The 15,905-nt window shown below is 36.9% G+C and carries 17 protein-coding genes; 10 read left to right on the forward strand and 7 right to left on the reverse strand.

What is annotated here, in order from left to right; all coding sequences use genetic code 11:
* Positions 1-222: 222 nt before the first annotated feature.
* Positions 223-1,506 (reverse strand): purine/pyrimidine permease, encoded by a 1,284-nt coding sequence (locus tag DN394_RS10345; RefSeq protein WP_141475181.1) that lies wholly within the window; start codon positions 1,504-1,506, stop codon positions 223-225.
* A 95-nt stretch (positions 1,507-1,601) separates the two neighbouring features.
* Between DN394_RS10345 and DN394_RS10350 the strand changes: the two genes are divergently transcribed.
* From DN394_RS10350 to DN394_RS10360, 3 genes are all read left to right on the forward strand, one after another.
* Complete coding sequence (locus tag DN394_RS10350; protein WP_149293791.1) at positions 1,602-2,594, forward strand: potassium channel family protein; 993 nt, start codon at positions 1,602-1,604, stop codon at positions 2,592-2,594.
* Between the two features lie 6 nt (positions 2,595-2,600).
* Positions 2,601-2,888 carry a YwdI family protein gene (locus tag DN394_RS10355; protein WP_001167358.1) on the forward strand — a complete coding sequence of 96 codons (288 nt, stop codon included), beginning with the start codon at positions 2,601-2,603 and terminating at the stop codon, positions 2,886-2,888.
* A 65-nt stretch (positions 2,889-2,953) separates the two neighbouring features.
* Entirely contained in the window at positions 2,954-3,322 is a 369-nt protein-coding gene (locus tag DN394_RS10360) for a DUF423 domain-containing protein (protein WP_000688322.1), read from the forward strand.
* Positions 3,323-3,353: 31 nt separating this feature from the next.
* Here DN394_RS10360 and gerQ read toward each other — a convergent pair whose 3' ends face one another.
* From gerQ to hemQ, 4 genes are all read right to left on the reverse strand, one after another.
* Complete coding sequence (gerQ, locus tag DN394_RS10365) at positions 3,354-3,782, reverse strand: spore coat protein GerQ (RefSeq protein WP_000068635.1); 429 nt, start codon at positions 3,780-3,782, stop codon at positions 3,354-3,356.
* A gap of 27 nt (positions 3,783-3,809) precedes the next feature.
* Positions 3,810-4,232: a cell wall hydrolase CwlJ gene (cwlJ, locus tag DN394_RS10370; RefSeq protein WP_000538157.1), complete on the reverse strand. Its 423-nt coding sequence runs from the start codon at positions 4,230-4,232 to the stop codon at positions 3,810-3,812.
* Between the two features lie 175 nt (positions 4,233-4,407).
* The gene (locus DN394_RS10375; RefSeq protein WP_098705214.1) at positions 4,408-5,679 is read right to left on the reverse strand and encodes a serine hydrolase; all 1,272 of its coding nucleotides are present in this window, start codon (positions 5,677-5,679) and stop codon (positions 4,408-4,410) included.
* A 202-nt stretch (positions 5,680-5,881) separates the two neighbouring features.
* Positions 5,882-6,625 carry a hydrogen peroxide-dependent heme synthase gene (gene hemQ, locus DN394_RS10380; protein ID WP_001287602.1) on the reverse strand — a complete coding sequence of 248 codons (744 nt, stop codon included), beginning with the start codon at positions 6,623-6,625 and terminating at the stop codon, positions 5,882-5,884.
* A 280-nt stretch (positions 6,626-6,905) separates the two neighbouring features.
* On the opposite strand from hemQ, the gene pta reads away from it, so the two are divergent.
* A complete protein-coding gene (pta, locus tag DN394_RS10385; RefSeq protein ID WP_000067226.1) occupies positions 6,906-7,877 on the forward strand; it encodes a phosphate acetyltransferase in 972 nt (323 codons plus the stop codon).
* A 48-nt stretch (positions 7,878-7,925) separates the two neighbouring features.
* Here the strand turns inward: pta and lipL are convergent, their stop codons facing one another.
* Together lipL and DN394_RS10395 are read right to left on the reverse strand one after the other, a co-directional pair.
* Positions 7,926-8,771: an octanoyl-[GcvH]:protein N-octanoyltransferase gene (lipL, locus tag DN394_RS10390; RefSeq protein WP_000071958.1), complete on the reverse strand. Its 846-nt coding sequence runs from the start codon at positions 8,769-8,771 to the stop codon at positions 7,926-7,928.
* A 127-nt stretch (positions 8,772-8,898) separates the two neighbouring features.
* A complete protein-coding gene (locus tag DN394_RS10395) occupies positions 8,899-9,591 on the reverse strand; it encodes an RsfA family transcriptional regulator (RefSeq protein ID WP_000868353.1) in 693 nt (230 codons plus the stop codon).
* 286 nt (positions 9,592-9,877) lie between these two features.
* On the opposite strand from DN394_RS10395, the gene DN394_RS10400 reads away from it, so the two are divergent.
* The 6 genes from DN394_RS10400 (at position 9,878) to DN394_RS10425 (ending at position 15,888) form a co-directional block, all read left to right on the forward strand.
* Positions 9,878-10,102 (forward strand): YuzB family protein, encoded by a 225-nt coding sequence (locus DN394_RS10400; protein WP_000526075.1) that lies wholly within the window; start codon positions 9,878-9,880, stop codon positions 10,100-10,102.
* 303 nt (positions 10,103-10,405) lie between these two features.
* Positions 10,406-11,461: a FecCD family ABC transporter permease gene (locus DN394_RS10405; RefSeq protein ID WP_000388283.1), complete on the forward strand. Its 1,056-nt coding sequence runs from the start codon at positions 10,406-10,408 to the stop codon at positions 11,459-11,461.
* Positions 11,458-12,474 carry a FecCD family ABC transporter permease gene (locus DN394_RS10410; RefSeq protein ID WP_001260774.1) on the forward strand — a complete coding sequence of 339 codons (1,017 nt, stop codon included), beginning with the start codon at positions 11,458-11,460 and terminating at the stop codon, positions 12,472-12,474. Before DN394_RS10405 ends, DN394_RS10410 begins: the two co-directional genes overlap by 4 nt.
* Positions 12,475-12,489: 15 nt before the next feature.
* Positions 12,490-13,302, forward strand: coding sequence for an ABC transporter ATP-binding protein (locus tag DN394_RS10415; RefSeq protein ID WP_000212066.1), 813 nt, complete (start codon positions 12,490-12,492; stop codon positions 13,300-13,302).
* A gap of 190 nt (positions 13,303-13,492) precedes the next feature.
* Positions 13,493-14,437, forward strand: a complete 945-nt coding sequence (locus tag DN394_RS10420) for an ABC transporter substrate-binding protein (RefSeq protein WP_046958572.1) — start codon at positions 13,493-13,495, stop codon at positions 14,435-14,437.
* Positions 14,438-14,583: 146 nt separating this feature from the next.
* Positions 14,584-15,888, forward strand: a complete 1,305-nt coding sequence (locus DN394_RS10425) for an HD domain-containing protein (RefSeq protein ID WP_000262747.1) — start codon at positions 14,584-14,586, stop codon at positions 15,886-15,888.
* Positions 15,889-15,905 lie beyond the last annotated feature (17 nt).

Below are 15,905 nucleotides of genomic sequence, written 5' to 3' on the forward strand. Positions count from 1 at the left end.
ATATAGTAAGACATCGAACTTCTTTATGTGAAGCTAGGAGAAGTTCTGTATTTTTAGTATAAATTATCACGAGCACGTTGCCCATGATAATTTATACTGCTAATGCCCGATCGATGAGAGCTAATCATTAGTAAAGATGAGTGGCTCTCATTGATCAAAGTTGCACTTTATCATTATCGTAACAACTCTAAAGATAGAGTGCAATAATGGAAGTTTTCCAATTTACGATGGTTGTTTTTCTGTAGAACGAGAAAATAGTATTTCGAGCAAAATTGCCATTACAGATCCGAGAACAAGACCGTTACTTAAAAACGATGCTAGAAACGGCGGGAGTGTAGAAAATGCTCCTGCTGGAACAAACATAACTCCGACTCCTGTAAAGATCGAAAGACCCGCTACTTTAAATAATCGTTCTTTATCCTGTACTGTTTCGTATTCGCGAAAGGCAAGACCAATCATGCTTGCAAATACAGGGTAAATGGCAGCATATCCGACTGCGACAGGTATCGCCGCAAAGAATGAAGTAATCTTCGGGAATATACTAACGAAAATAATAAAGCTTGACCCTAACATAAATGGGAGTCGTTTATAAATATTAGTCGTTGCAATAAATCCTGCTGATCCAGAAATCGCGACAGGTCCAATAGCTGAGAATAGACCGCCTAATAATTGATTGATCCCTGTTATAATGCCGGCTTGTTTGAAGCGATCTGGTGCGGCATCCTTTTCATACTTAGAGACAATCCTTTGCACAACGCGAATACTTGCTAACATATTTGTTAGAAGTAATAGTGTAACGAAAACTACCGTAATTGCCATGTTCCATTCAATGCGAGGCATTCCGAAAACAAATAGAGACGGAAAACGGATTATATCTGTCACAGGCGTTACTGGATTAGATAATCCGAAGCATGCGAATAATGTCCAGCCGCAGACGATACTGAAAAGAACGGAATATTGTCCAATAATAGGTAGCTTCATGATGAAAAAGGATAGTAAAATAACAATGAGTGAAAGAATAAATACGTCAGCTTGTACTTCTGTATGTTGTCCGTCAAGACCGAACATTCCCTTTAAGAAGGACCCGCTAAGTTGCGCGACAAGAAGAAATAAATATGTTCCAATGACTGTCGGTGTAAAATAGCGGACTAGTTTATCGATGAGTCCAAAAACACTAAGAATAATACAAATGATACCACTTAATAGGAAAGCGTACTGAAGGACTTTAAGCGTTTCATTGCTGGATCCAAATAATACGACACCTAAACTTGCATAAAGGGAGAAAATACCCCACCAAAGTCCAGCAGGACCTTCTTGAATAGGAAGTTTATGCCCAAATATAGCTTGCAGTAGGCCAGCAAAGCCAAGAACAAATAATGTTCTTTGTACGAATGCAATAGCTTCAGCGCCATCGAGACCATAATTAGTTGCGACGCTAATTGGTACAATAAGGCTTCCAGCTAAAATAAATAGTGCCCATTGTAAGGCGGAAAGAAATGTTTTCATTATATCAACCTCTTTCATAGATTCCGTATCTAGTATATATGTATTTCATTTCCACTGGCAAAGATTGTAGATAGAGAAAAGAGTTGAAGCGCAATATGAATGCACGTAAGCAATTATGGATAGCAGTTATATGTATGACTTTTGTTGTAATTCTAGGAACGCTAGGATTTATGATGATTGAAGAGATTAGTTTGTTTCAAGCATTTTGGATGACGATGATTACTGTATTGACTGTTGGATATGGAGATGCCGTTCCTGTAACGCAAGCGGGGAGAGTATTTGCACTCCTTATTATACCTGTTGGTGTCGGTATTGTTACGTATGCAATTGGTGTAGTGGCAGCTATGATTATTGAAGGGAATTTATTTCATGCAGTACGGAGGAAGAAGATGGATAAACAAATAGCACAGTTACAAAATCATATTATCGTATGTGGTTGCGGTAGAGTGGGGCTTCAAGTTGTACATGAATTGCAAGAAAAGAAAATCCCATTTGTCGTTGTTGATAAAGATGAGAGTATATTGGAACAGGAAAAGCTTTTATTTGTACACGGAGATGCAACGGAAGACCAAGTGTTACATCATGCTGGAATTTCAAAGGCAGCTGGTTTAGTTGCTATCGTAGCAAATGATGCTGAAAATGTATTTATTACATTAACGGCAAGAGGGCTAAACGATGCAATTAAAATTGTGGCAAGGGCGGAAAAACCAGAAACCGAAGACAAATTAAAGCGTGCTGGGGCAAATAAGGTGATTAATCCATCTAGCATGGCAGGAATTCATATTGCAAAAGGTATTGCGAATCCGCTAACAGTTCATTATATTGATACAGTACTATATGGCATGGAACAGTCATTTGTAATTGAAGAAATTGCAGTCGGCAAGGGTTCTATTTTAGCTAGTAAATCGTTACTAGAGAGTGATGTGAGAAATCAATTTGATGTAACAATTTTAGCGATTTTGAGAAATGGGGATGTTATACATAATCCAACGGGGCAGGAAAAACTACAAGAACATGATATGATAATAGTGTTTGGTTCAGTAGAGAAGCTAGGACAATTGGAGAAAGAACTACAAAGTAAGAGGTGACAAGGAATGCAAATATCGAGCGATAAGATTTTAAATAAAATGGCGAATGAAATTGCAAAGGCAAAAAGCAGTGAAGGGCAACAATCAAAAGCGCATTTATTAGTTGTGCGAGCGTTATGTGATTTATTATTAGATGAACAAGCTGAGCCTTCTATGTATAGAGAACCTGAGATTCCATCACAAGTAATTGGATCTCAGCCTATGACGACAGTTCAACCAGTTATGCCGGTTTCTGGAGAACCTGTGTATATAAAAGAAGAAGGCGCAAACGGTAATTCTTTATTTGATTTTTAGAAGATAAATCGTTTGGCTTATATGAAAAAATTGCTTATGATAAAGGTAAAAAAAGGGGAATTAAGATGAAAATTTTCTTTTTACTAGGTTGTATTGCGGCAGGGCTATCTGTTGCGCTAGGGGCTTTTGGAGCACACGGTTTAGAAAATAAAGTTTCTGCAAAAATGTTAGAAGTTTGGAAAACAGGCGTTACATATCAAATGTTTCATGCAGGTGGACTATTCGTAGTTGCTTTATTAATGGATAAAATTCAATCATCACTTTTAACTACTGCTGGCTGGCTTATGGTAGCTGGGATTATTATGTTTTCAGGTAGTTTGTATGCATTAAGTACGACAGGTATTAAGTTCTTTGGCCCAATTACACCTCTTGGTGGTGTAGCGTTTATCGTGGCATGGATCTTAGTCGGAACTGCAGTTGTAAAAGGTTTATAAAAAAACAAAAGCTGGCATATGCCAGCTTTTTTTATGGTCTTGGAGCATAAGTTGCTTGTTGACTAGGTAAATACATAATTTCTTCTGGGAATTCTACATAATCTAAGTAAATCATTAGTAGTAAAAAACGTTTCCCCGATTGCGGTTCACTAATAACGATGTGATCACGTCCAGCTGCCTCAATAATACCTGTATAAGATTGTGTACCGAGTGAACTACCACGCTCATAAGTCATTACTACGGTGGCTTGCTTGCCTTTGTTCAAGCGAAGAATATTTTCAATATACGACTGTTCTAACGGTAACATGCCTTGAGAAACGGCATATTGAGCTTGCGCAGCTTGTTGTTGCATCGCTTGCTGTTGTTGCTGTTGCTGTGGGGTCATTTGTTGCTGTTGTGCATAAGTTCCAGATGGTTGATAAAAACCTGTTCCATAATACGGGTTTTGTTGCTGTGCCATTCAAAAATCCCTCCTCGTTTTCATTCCTTAATATACGCTAGGGCAATCCCCGGCAGATGGTTGGAAGAAGCAGTGCTTTTTAAAACGTCCAGAGTTTTGTTGGTCATACCAAGTTGGTGGGCAAGGACCTTCAGGTCTAAAAAACCATAAGGCGAAATTTGCAGGCCAAAAACGTTGTCCTTGAATCGTTCGCCTTGCTAATGCGATATCTTGTTCTCTTGCACGCTGATAAAAATACCCTTTTTGCGTTGCCTCAAAACCGCCAGGATTTTGATAAACCATTTGACGTAAATTACGTATTTTTTTAAAATCTAAACAATTTCCGCGGACACGATTTACCCCTACGTTTCCGACCATTAACATTCCTTGTTGTCCTTCTCCTTCGGCTTCAGCACGCATCAGTCTAGCTAATAACTTTACATCTTCTTCGTTATAAGCAATAACACCCATTATGTGTCACCTCTCTTTTTGGAATACCTTGTGGAAAGAGGTTTATTTCTAGATGAAGTGTGTAACGATTACTAGTTCATACGTATGAGAAAAAGGACTCAGATATGACAACCAAACGAAGTTTTACATGGAGAGAGGAAAATAAAAAAAGCTAGCGTGAGCTAGCTTTACATCATTAAAATACTTTAGACCATAAGTTTGAGAAGAAATCTCCGATAGAGCGCATTGTTAATACGAACCAATTTGCCTTTTCAACTTCTTCTGTCGTTTTTGCAGTAACTTTCATACTTTTACTACCGTTTAAGAAACCATATTTATCAGTTGATTCTAAAGTAATTGAGCCTACTTTGGCATCTTTCTTAATAGGAGCAACTAAATGTCCATCTTCAGCAAGAGATTTATCTACTTCAGTCCCAATTTTATAAGGATCTTTGCTACCTTTTTTCGCGATTACTGTTATTTCTTTTTCCGGTACAACAGTTACTTGATCTTCTTTACCTTTTACTACAGAGATTGTATTATTTTTATCAACTTTTAGCTTTTGTTTTTCGAAGTTATTAAACCCGTATTCGATTAATTCACGAGATTCTGTGAAGCGCTCGTCCATTGATTTTGTTTTAATAATAACTGAAATAAGACGTACATCACCACGTTTAGCAGTAATAGTGAATCCATATCCAGCGGTATCAGAACTACCAGTTTTTAAACCATCTGTTCCTTCATAAGAGAAAGCAGCACCTGGTAACATCCAGTTCCAGTTTTCCATACGAATTGGTTTCGGATGATTATCTGGGAAGTTTCTAAATCTTTGTTTTGTATCCTCTAGCATTTCTGGATACTTTGTAATCATTGCTTTTGAAAGCATACCCATATCGCGAGCTGACATGGAATTTTCTCCATTCGGATCCGTTCCCTCAGGGTGTTTTCCTTTTAAGTCAGCGTTATTTAACCCAGTAGCGTTTACAAATTTATATTTCTTTAACCCTAGTTTTTTTGCATGTTCATTTGCAAGATTCAAGAAGTTCTTCTCACTTCCTGCAAGAAGTTCTGCTAAGGCAATACTAGATCCGTTTGCAGAGAAGATAACGATAGAATGATATAATTCTCTTACAGTATATTGACGTCCCTTTTCAAACGGAACGTTAGAGAATTCATTATTACGTGAAACTTCATAAGCATAATCAGAAATGTTTACCTTTGTATCCCAAGTAATTTTTCCTTCTTTAATTGCTTCTAATACGGCATAAACAACAATTAATTTTGACATACTAGCAATAGCTAGTAATTCATCTGGATTTTGTTCATGCAGTATTTTTCCTGTATCCGCATCAAATAAAAGTGCAGCTGCCGCCTCAATGTGTATTTTTTCTTCCGCATGGGATGTTGTTACTACTAAGGAAGAAATTGACAATAAAAGCGCTAGTAAAATAGACAAGATTTTCTTCATATAGATTATCACCTTCGCATCGTTATTAGCATGTAGCTCGTACCATTTTAGCATAAATTTGGATATAGAAAGGTTACAATTTTGTAAGGAAATTGAAAAGAATTTGTCGATTTTTGTTCAAATTTACAGAGAAAAGAAGTATTTTGAGGAGAAATATAGAGGATAATAAAAAAAGGAACGAAATTCGTTCCTTTTTTACGATTTATATGTGTAAAAACTTCTCTACCTTTTCGTCTGGTAAAATGTTTCCAACGAAAAATGTTCCGAATTCACCATAACGAGCACTTACTTCATCGAAGCGCATTTCATATATAAGTTTTTTAAATTGAAGAACATCGTCAGCGAATAATGTTACGCCCCACTCAAAATCGTCGAATCCAACTGATCCTGAAATAACTTGGCGTACTTTACCTGCGTACTGGCGACCGATTTTACTATGACTGTACATCATTTTTTTACGTTCTTCCATAGGAAGCATGTACCAGTTGTCGTCACCTTGGCGACGCTTATCCATTGGGTAGAAGCAAATGTGATTTGCTTTTGGTAGTTCTGGATATAAGCGAGCTAAGATTTGTGGGTTTTGATATGGATCTTCATCAGCTGGAAGGTAGTTGCTTAGTTCAACAACAGATACGTAAGAGTATGCAGGAACCATATATTCAGCTAATGTTGTTTTATTCAATTCTGTCTCAATTTCATTTAACTCTTCCATTGTTGGACGTAAAATCATAAGCATAATATCAGCTTTTTGGCCAACAACAGTATACATTGCATGACTACCTTTTTTCGCGGTAGATACTTCGTTCCATTTTTCAACGACATTTAAAAATTCAGACACAGCTTGTCCGCGTTCGTCGCTAGATAATGTTTTCCATGCAGCCCAATCAATAGAACGTAAATCATGTAAACAATACCAGCCATCTAACGTTGTTGTTGCTTCACTCATTCTATTCACCTCAGTTAATGATAGTTTTACACGTTAACTATAGCATATATAGTTTTAAAATCATCTATATAAAGCCTTAGCGCATAAAATTGTCACATTTAAATTTACTTGAAAATAGGAGAAGATAAGGCTTAAAGGGGATTTATTTCTAGGCTGAATTTTATGAAAATATAATCATTTTCATTTTATCTATTTTTTGGGAGCTATAAGTTTAAAATATAGAGGAAAAGCAGTATTCTTAAAGATAGAGTTTTTTTAACATAAGTAGGAGGGTTTATTCGTGAGCAACTTATTTACAACAGTAAAAGAAAAAGTTCAAGGAAAAGGCATTTCTATCGTACTTCCTGAAGGAACTGATGAAAGAATTTTAGGCGCTGCAGAGCGTTTAGCAAAAGAAGAGTTAGTACAACCAATTTTAGTTGGTAATAAAGAAGAAATTAGCGCAAAAGCTGCTAGCATGAATTTAACATTAGCAGGCGTTGATATTTATGACCCAGCTACATACGAAGAAATGGATGCAATGGTAGCATCTTTCGTTGAACGCCGTAAAGGTAAAGCAACTGAAGAAGACGCTCGCAAAATCCTTAAAGACGAAAACTACTTCGGTACAATGCTTGTATACATGGGCAAAGCACACGGTTTAGTAAGTGGTGCAGCTCACTCTACAGCTGATACAGTTCGTCCAGCACTTCAAATTATTAAAACAAAACCAGGCGTTACAAAAACTTCTGGCGTATTCATCATGGTACGTGAAGAAGAGAAATATGTATTCGCTGATTGTGCAATTAACATTGCACCAAACAGCCAAGATTTAGCTGAAATTGGTATCGAGAGTGCGAAAACTGCTGAACTATTCGGTATTGATCCACGCGTTGCTATGTTAAGCTTCTCTACAAAAGGTTCTGCGAAATCTCCAGAAACAGAAAAAGTTGTAGAAGCAACTCGCATTGCAAAAGAAATGGCTCCAGAATTAACTTTAGATGGAGAATTCCAATTCGATGCTGCATTCGTACCATCTGTAGCTGAGAAAAAAGCTCCAGGTTCTACAATTAAAGGTGATGCTAACGTATTCGTATTCCCAAGCTTAGAAGCTGGTAATATTGGCTACAAAATCGCTCAACGTTTAGGTAACTTCGAAGCAGTAGGACCAATTTTACAAGGTTTAAATATGCCTGTAAATGACCTATCTCGCGGATGTAACGAAGAAGAAGTGTACAAGTTAGCTTTAATTACAGCAGCTCAAGCACTTTAATTCTATAATGAATCGAAATAAAGACCGTCGCTATTATAGCGACGGTCTTTATTTTTCTAAACCAAGTGCTTTATTGTTACGATCAATAATACGTTGTAAATTCGTCTCATATAAAGGTATTTCATCTATTGTTAATTGAGATGGTGTTAACTTTGGAGCGAATTGCTGCAGTGTTTTTAAAAGGCGCATCATTAAATCTTGTACTGTAATGGTTTCGCCAAGTAATTCTGAAAGTGAAGCCATCGTACTCGGTACAATTTCAGGATACGTAAAGCGTGTTTCTTCTCCTTGAATGGCTAGGTTGTAGAAATCACGAACGAGTGCGGCACGCTCAGAGCCACTTCCTGTAGCGCAGAGATAAATTTGGACAGCGACACCACCGCGAATACGGCGCTGTGAAATGCCAGCAAATTTTTGATTGCGAATACTTAAGTCATAGCTACCAGGACAGTAAGAGCCAACAATTTCTTTTGCCTCGATTGTAACATCGTAATCGTTTAACATTTCCTTAATTAAATGCCACATTGTATCGTATCCAAGATCAATATCGATACCTTTTTCTGTCTCTTGGAATAAAAGTGATATGTTTAAAACACCTTCATCAAGTACGACTGCAAGTCCACCGGAATTACGAACGATAACATTGAAGTTGTTTTCTTGTAAAAAGGAAATACCTTCTTCCAAGTGTGGTAGGCGTGAATCTTGAATGCCAAGAACAATTGTATTGTGATGAACCCAAGAACGCATTGTTGCAGCTGATTGACCATTTCCAATGCTTGTGCACAGTGTGTCATCCATTGCGAATGACTGCAATGCATGGAATGTTGGTCCCAAACTAGACTGATCTACAATACGCCACTCTGGCTGAGATAAAATGGAACGGGAATTGCTCATATAACTAACCCCTTATCTTTAAAATGACAATCTCTATTATAGCAAAAAATGTAGAAACGGGTTTTTTCATATATAAAGGGAAAGTTTAAAGGTGAATAATAAAAAGGATGCATACAATGCATCCTTTTTATTCTGCAATTTTTTCTAAATTACCGTTTCGATCCATTCGGAAAGATGTTTGAGAACGTTCTTCGTCATCCATGACTGCCAGCTTACGAGCACGGTTCATAATATTCATAAGTGTTTCGTAATCTTCTTGTACAGTATGAGATTGTTTTTCTAATTTTTCTAGTTTCTTTTCTAGTTCTTCATTTCGAAGGATTTGTGATTTAATTTCTTGTTTCAATCTCGTATTCTCGTTTTCAAGAGCTGTCACTTTTATATTTGAAGATCCGACCGTTTGTAAAAAATAAATAACATCTTGCATTGTCATAGAGCCTTTTGCAGCAGGAACAGTAGGTTCTTGATATGGAATAGCTTCTTTATATTGCACAATTGATTCCTCTTGTACGAATTCTTCATAGTCAGTTATCGAATCTGAAGCTGGTGGTGTATAAAGTAAACGTTTTTTCGCTTGTTCACCGCTTGCAGCACGCATTTTATCTTTACGATGTTTTTTTGCTAGTTGAAGAGCTTGTTCATAGCTATAGCGAACAACAGCATTCCAACGGAAACCACAGGCAGCCGATGTACGATTTAATTGATCACCCACTTCTTCAAATGCATTTAATTGAGTACTTCCTTCTCGAACGTGACGAAGTACAGTTTCAGCAAGTAATAAATCATCCTCATCCGTCCAAGCATCTTGTCTTACTTTCATAGATTCAACTCCCTTTCTTTTTATGAACTTCCTATTTTTATAATGGGCAAAAAAATGAGCTTTTATACAAAGCTTTTAAAAATATGGTAGATTTCGATGAAAGGTATAAATTTTGCTATGAATGATGAGAGCTTATGAAGGAGAGCATATAAATATGTAACATTATATGAAGAAAGAGCGTTGTAAGGACACTTGCAACGAGCTTCAAAGAGCGGTAAAATACCATTTAGTGTTTATTTTTAAATGTACTTGTGAAAAGTTTAAAATAGAGGAAGTGTTATATATAATGGGAAACGAATTTCGTGTGTGCGATGATTGTCAGGCAACGAACGTTAAAACGTTGATTCCAAAGTTAAAAAAAGTAGATTCATGTGCAACGATTGAAGTTGCATGTCAGTCTTACTGTGGTCCTGGTCGTAAAAAATCATTCGCATTTGTAAATAATCGTCCAGTCGCGGCTCCAACAGAAGATGAATTAATTGTAAAAATTGAAGCAAAGTTAAATAAGTAAGAAAAAGAAGAGTGAACAGATTACTCTTCTTTTTTTATGCCCATACGAGGAATGAGTTATTCTACGAAAATACAATTGAGTAGATTAACATTCAATGAAGGAGGGGCATCATCTATTCATTCAAATATAAATTTATATTTCAAAATAATGGTTGACAGTCTTTTGAAGCGATAGGTAGAATAGAAAGTGTCTGATTCTGAGAATCATTATCAAGGAAAGGTCAATTAACCTAATTTTTTTATTACTATTTGAGAATAAATTTCATTTCATTAAATATATGTTGTTGGTTAGGATGGTTGAGGTATGGAAGCGAGCGCAAGGAGTATAGAACAGCAAGATGTGAATGTTAAAGAGATTAAGAGCAGACCGCTCGTTGCTTCTATTATTTTAGTAGCAGGTACAGTTTTGTTAGCTTTAAGCATGGCAGTTTCTATTTCGTTTGGTGCTGCAGATATTAGTTTAAAGACTGTATGGCAAGCTGTGTTTCAGTTTGACGGTTCTATTACGCATCATAACGTAATTCAAGAACTTCGCATGCCTAGAGCAATAGGGGGCGTAGTTGCAGGTGCCTTTTTAGCGGTATCAGGGGCAATTATGCAAGGTATGACGCGAAATCCACTTGCTTCACCATCGTTAATGGGAATTACAGATGGAGCTGTATTTGGAATTGCAATTATGTATGCATTCTTCCCTAATTCACCTTATTTAATGTTCGTTATCGCATCTTTTATTGGGGCTGCGTTTGGAGCGAGCATTGTATATGGAATTGGGTCTTCTTCACCAGGTGGATTAACACCTGTGAAGTTAGCTTTAGCGGGTGCAGCAATTAGTGCTTTATTAGGGGCCATTTCATCTGGAATTGCGCTATATTTCAACCTTGCCCAAGAGGTGAGTATGTGGAATGCAGGCGGAGTTGCGGGAGTGAAATGGGAAAGTATTAATATGTTAGTACCAATTGGCCTTGTTTGTCTCTTTATTGCAATTATGATGTCGAGGTATATTACAATTTTAAGCTTCGGTGAAGAAATTGCGATTGGACTTGGTCAAAATACGACATTAATTAAATTTATCGGAACAGTACTTGTTCTTGTGTTAACAGGTTCTGCGGTTTCTATGGCAGGATCGGTTGGATTTGTTGGTCTTGTAATCCCGCACATGACTCGTTTCCTTGTAGGCTCAGACTATAGATGGGTTATTCCATGTTCTGCGGTCTTAGGTGGGCTGTTAATTGAATGTGCAGATATGTTATCTCGCGTTATTAATCCGCCGTTTGAAACGCCAATTGGAGCAATTACAGCGCTAATTGGGGTTCCATTCTTCCTCTACTTAGCACGTAACGAAGGGAGAGGGAAAATGTGAGGACAAGTGTCTTAACAAAAAAGAACGTTTCTGTTTTAACAATCTTAGTAGGATTAATCGTTACTGTATTTTTAGTAAGTTTAAATACAGGGACATTTAAAATACCGCCAATGGACGTATTAAAGTCATTGGTTGGACTTGGGGCTGAAGATCAGTCTGTTATTTTATTTGAATTCCGTATGCCGCGTATGGTTATTGCTATATTAGTCGGATCCGCTTTAGCGATGTCAGGTGCGATTTTGCAAGGGTTATCACGAAATCCACTTGCTGATCCAGGTATTATCGGTATTAACGCTGGAGCGGGATTAACAGTTGTTATATTCGTCTACTTTTTCTTCGGAAAAGTTGGGACTGGTACATTTTTATCTGTATTTATCCTTCCATTCTTCGCGTTAGTTGGTGCAATATTAGCGGCGGTTATTATTTATTTACTAGCATGGAAAGACGGCGTTTCATCAACGAGATTAATACTAGTTGGTATCGCTGTTGCAGCCGGGTTTGGTGCTGTTAGTTTAATTTTTTCTATGAAGATGACATCTAACGATTTCCGCTTTGCTACGATTTGGTTAGCAGGAAGTCTATGGGGCACAGATTGGAAGTTCGTGCTAAGTGTACTTCCATGGATGGTTATTTTCTTGCCACTTGCTATTAGTAAGGCACACATATTAAATGTAATGAATCTAGGTGACTCCACAGCTGTTGGCCTTGGTCTAAATGTAGAAAAAGAAAGACGTAAATTATTATTTATTGCAGTTTGCTTAGCTGGTGCATCTGTCGCTGTTGCCGGAGGAATTGGTTTTATCGGTTTAATGGCTCCGCATTTAGCGAGGCGCCTTGTTGGTGGTAAACATCAAATTATGCTGCCTACCGCTGCACTAATAGGGACGTTTTTACTCTTATTCGCAGACGTAATTTCAAGAAGTGTGTTAACAACTTCAGAAATACCGGTCGGTCTTGTTATTTCTGTAATTGGTGCACCATATTTCATATATTTACTTATGAGGACAAAATAAAGGGAGGCTTTTTGTATGGCAACTTTAGCAGTTGATGCGGTATCTGTTGGCTATAATGAAGGGTTAATTATTGATGGATTAACAGTTGAAATTCCGGAAGGGAAAATTACAACAATTATTGGACCAAATGGTTGTGGGAAGTCCACATTATTAAAAACGGCTTCTCGTATTTTGAAGGCGAAAAAAGGTACTGTTTATCTTGACGGAAAAGCAATCGAGAAACAACCAACGAAAGAAATCGCAAAGAAAATGGCGATTTTACCACAGACTGCAGAAGTACCAACTGGCCTTACTGTGTTTGAACTTGTTTCATATGGACGTTTTCCTCATCAAAAAGGATTTGGAACGTTGAAAGAAGAGGATTATCGTTACATTCATTGGGCACTTGAAGTGACGGGAATGACAGAATTTGCAAATCGTTCAGCAGAGGCGTTATCAGGCGGGCAACGTCAACGTGTATGGATTGCGATGGCCCTTGCACAAGGAACAGAATTACTCGTATTAGATGAACCGACAACGTACTTAGATATGGCGCATCAATTAGAAGTATTAAATTTATTGAAAAAGTTAAATGAAGAAGAAGGTAGAACGATTGTTATGGTTATCCATGACTTAAACCATGCTTCTCGTTTCTCAGATCATATGATTGCATTAAAAGCAGGTAAGTTAATGAAACAAGGAACGCCAGATGAAGTGATGACAAGTGAAACACTTCGCAGTGTATTTGAGATTGAAGCTCAAATCGTTCCGTGTCCAGTAAACTGTAAACCAATTTGTTTAACATATGATTTAGCGATGATTAGTAATCAATTGCGTAAAAAAGCATAAGTAGAATCCCCCTCGTAAAGAGGGGGGCTTCTAATGGACGTTGAGCTTCTTATTAGTAAATAGGAAGTTGAACACCCGTTAGAACGGGGCATAAGTAACAATTAATCAATATATATTTATTAATTGTTAATCTTGTTTCTTATAGTTCATTGTAACCTATAAGAGAAATACAGCTAGAAGGAGTGGGAACATGAAGAATTTTAAAATGGTGTTATTAGCAATGGTACTAGTCGTTACTTCTGTACTATTTGCAGCTTGTTCTAACAAAGAAGAGAAGAAAGCAGATGCGAAGGATGCGAAGACTGAAGAGCGCACTGTACAACATGCAAAAGGGGAAATTAAAATCCCTGCAAATCCAAAGAAAATTGCTGACCTTAGTGGTTCAACAGAAGAATTATTAATTTTTGGTATGAAACCAATTATTACTGCTAATACATCTCAAGAAAAAATTGATACACATATTGAAAAGAAATTAAAAGACGTAAAACCAGTTGGTTCTGCTTGGGGCGATAAAATTAATATCGAAGCAGTAGCTGCTGCAAAACCAGACTTAATTCTTGTAAACAATCGTCAAGAAAAGATTTATGATCAATTATCTAAAATTGCACCAACAGTTATGTTAAAAACTCCATTAGATCAATGGCGTCCAAAATTCGAAGAAGTAGGTCAAATCTTCGGTAAAGAGAAAGAAACAAAAGAATGGTTCAAACAGTATGATGAAAAAGCAAGCAAATTACATGATAAAATCGTTGCGAAAACTGGCGATGCTAAATTTATGAAAATGGCTGCATATCCAAATGCTTTCCGCGTATACGGTGACTACGGTTACGGTAGCGTAATCTTTAATGATTTAAAATTACCAGCAGTTAAAGGTACACCAACGGATAAACCACTAGTACAAGTACAAAAAGAAGCTTTAATCGATTACAACCCGGATTACTTATTCGTATTTACAACTGGTGACGGTTCTCAACGTCTAAAAGAATTCCAAGAAGAATCAATTTGGAAAAACATGAACGCTGTTAAAAACAACCACGTATTTACAATTAAAAACGAAGACGTAAACAAAGGGTACTTCCCTCTAGGTAAAGAAATGATCTTAGATGAAGTTGCTGAATTCGTTTTAGGGAAATAATGTATAAACAGAAATCACTTTTACCTCGGTAAAAGTGATTTTTTCTTTATATAAGGGCAATTAATATAGTCTTTCATTTCTTTCTGTTTCCTATTTCGTTTATAATATATAGTAAGAATGCAGTAAAGAAAGGGGGATGTCGGAAGGTGGTATATTTAAACGACAAACTCAGCGAAACAAAAGTGTTTAAAGACCCGGTACATAAATATGTGCACGTACGCGATCGTGTTATTTGGGATTTAATCGGAACGAAAGAATTTCAACGCTTGCGCCGTATTAAGCAGCTTGGAACGACATTTTTTACATTTCACGGTGCAGAGCATAGTCGCTTTACTCATTCGTTAGGTGTATATGAAATTATTCGTCGTATGATTGATGATGTGTTTGATGGCAGACCGAACTGGAATGCTGAAGATAGATTGTTATGTTTATGTGCGTCATTACTTCATGATGTCGGTCACGGCCCATTTTCTCACTCGTTTGAAAAAGTATTTTCATTAGATCATGAGAAATTTACGCAAAAGATTATCGTTGGAGATACGGAAATTAATCGCATATTAAGTCGTGTGGATAAAGACTTTCCGCAAAAGGTAGCCGATGTAATCGCCAAAACATCTACGAATAAATTAGCGATTAGCATGATTTCCAGTCAAATTGATGCAGATCGTATGGACTATTTATTAAGAGATGCGTATTTCACTGGCGTAAAGTATGGAAACTTTGATATGGAACGTATACTACGTGTCATGCGTCCATATGGGAATCAAGTAGTCATTAAAAATAGTGGTATGCATGCTGTTGAGCATTATATTATGAGTCGTTATCAAATGTATTGGCAAGTATATTTCCATCCGGTAACGCGCAGTGCCGAAGTTATTTTAACGAAGATTTTACACCGTGCAAAATCATTGCACGAGAAGTATTATACATTTAAAAATCATCCGGTTCATTTCTATTCTTTATTTGAAGAAGAAGTAACAGTAGAGGATTATTTAAAGTTAGACGAGAACGTTATGTATTATTACTTCCAAGTATGGCAAGACGAAGAAGATCCAATTTTAAGTGACTTATGCCGCCGTTTTATGAATCGAAACCTATTTAAATACGTAGAGTTTACAGATAAGCACGGTTTAGATAATTGGATGGAATTAAGTAGCTTATTCAAAAAGATTGGACTTGATCCAGAATACTATTTAGTAGTTGATTCAACATCAGACTTACCGTATGACTTTTACCGTGCTGGCGAAGAAGAAGAGCGTCTGCCAATCTTACTTCTTATGCCAAATGGAGAGCTTAGAGAGCTTTCACGTGAATCGGATATCGTTGAGGCGATTACTGGTAAGAAGAGAAGGGATCAAAAATTATTCTATCCGCATGATTTAATCTATGAAGATGGAAGAAAAGGAAAATATAAAGAGAGAATCATCGAGTTACTAGAAGGAAAAAAATAAGAAGCAGCTAAGGGCTG

The organism is Bacillus sp. BB081 (assembly GCF_008368895.1).
In the GTDB taxonomy this organism is placed as follows: domain Bacteria; phylum Bacillota; class Bacilli; order Bacillales; family Bacillaceae_G; genus Bacillus_A; species Bacillus_A wiedmannii.

Excerpts from the sequence above, each read along its gene's own strand:
- DN394_RS10350 (WP_149293791.1), top strand. The coding sequence starts at position 1,602 with ATGAATGCACGTAAGCAATTATGGATAGCAGTTATATGTATGACTTTT.
- DN394_RS10345 (WP_141475181.1), bottom strand. The coding sequence starts at position 1,506 with ATGAAAACATTTCTTTCCGCCTTACAATGGGCACTATTTATTTTAGCT.
- DN394_RS10360 (WP_000688322.1), top strand. The coding sequence starts at position 2,954 with ATGAAAATTTTCTTTTTACTAGGTTGTATTGCGGCAGGGCTATCTGTT.
- hemQ (WP_001287602.1), bottom strand. The coding sequence starts at position 6,625 with ATGAGTGAAGCAACAACAACGTTAGATGGCTGGTATTGTTTACATGAT.
- DN394_RS10395 (WP_000868353.1), bottom strand. The coding sequence starts at position 9,591 with ATGAAAGTAAGACAAGATGCTTGGACGGATGAGGATGATTTATTACTT.
- cwlJ (WP_000538157.1), bottom strand. The coding sequence starts at position 4,232 with ATGGGTGTTATTGCTTATAACGAAGAAGATGTAAAGTTATTAGCTAGA.
- DN394_RS10405 (WP_000388283.1), top strand. The coding sequence starts at position 10,406 with ATGGAAGCGAGCGCAAGGAGTATAGAACAGCAAGATGTGAATGTTAAA.
- DN394_RS10415 (WP_000212066.1), top strand. The coding sequence starts at position 12,490 with ATGGCAACTTTAGCAGTTGATGCGGTATCTGTTGGCTATAATGAAGGG.
- gerQ (WP_000068635.1), bottom strand. The coding sequence starts at position 3,782 with ATGGCACAGCAACAAAACCCGTATTATGGAACAGGTTTTTATCAACCA.
- DN394_RS10375 (WP_098705214.1), bottom strand. The coding sequence starts at position 5,679 with ATGAAGAAAATCTTGTCTATTTTACTAGCGCTTTTATTGTCAATTTCT.
- DN394_RS10400 (WP_000526075.1), top strand. The coding sequence starts at position 9,878 with ATGGGAAACGAATTTCGTGTGTGCGATGATTGTCAGGCAACGAACGTT.
- lipL (WP_000071958.1), bottom strand. The coding sequence starts at position 8,771 with ATGAGCAATTCCCGTTCCATTTTATCTCAGCCAGAGTGGCGTATTGTA.
- DN394_RS10420 (WP_046958572.1), top strand. The coding sequence starts at position 13,493 with ATGAAGAATTTTAAAATGGTGTTATTAGCAATGGTACTAGTCGTTACT.
- DN394_RS10355 (WP_001167358.1), top strand. The coding sequence starts at position 2,601 with ATGCAAATATCGAGCGATAAGATTTTAAATAAAATGGCGAATGAAATT.